At 57.6% G+C, this 406-nt stretch carries 1 pseudogene; it reads left to right on the top strand.

Annotation, left to right across the window (positions count from 1 at the left end):
- Window positions 1–114: 114 nt before the first annotated feature.
- Window positions 115–406 (top strand): annotated as a pseudogene (locus EOA32_RS37990) (serine/threonine protein kinase); the annotation flags it as partial.

Consider the following 406-nt stretch of genomic DNA (forward strand, 5'->3'; position numbering starts at 1 on the left):
TCCGTGTGCCTTACGACTACGAAGAGACCGCCCGAAAGATTGCTGACTCTGGGTTGCCGGCATGGCTGGGCATGCGATTGAAGATCGGACGATAGGGTTGTTGGAGACGATCGGGTGCAGCGGTTTGAATCAGGGGCAATCATTGATGGTTTCGAACTGGTCGAACGACTGCCGTCCGGCGGCATGGCCTCGCTCTGGCGCGCAAACAGCCCGCAGTTCGATTTCCCGCTGGTGTTGAAAGTCCCTTTCCTGGATCCGGGAGGCGATGTCTCCGTCATACTGGGCTTCGAGGCGGAAGAGTTGATCCTCAGGCGCTTGTCAGGTCCGCATGTACCCCGCTTCGTGGCCTCAGGAAACCTTTCAGAAATTCCTTTCATAGCCATGGAGTTCGTGGCCGGCACAAGTC

It is taken from the genome of Mesorhizobium sp. M1A.F.Ca.ET.072.01.1.1, assembly GCF_004023325.1.
Classification (GTDB): Bacteria; Pseudomonadota; Alphaproteobacteria; order Rhizobiales; family Rhizobiaceae; genus Mesorhizobium.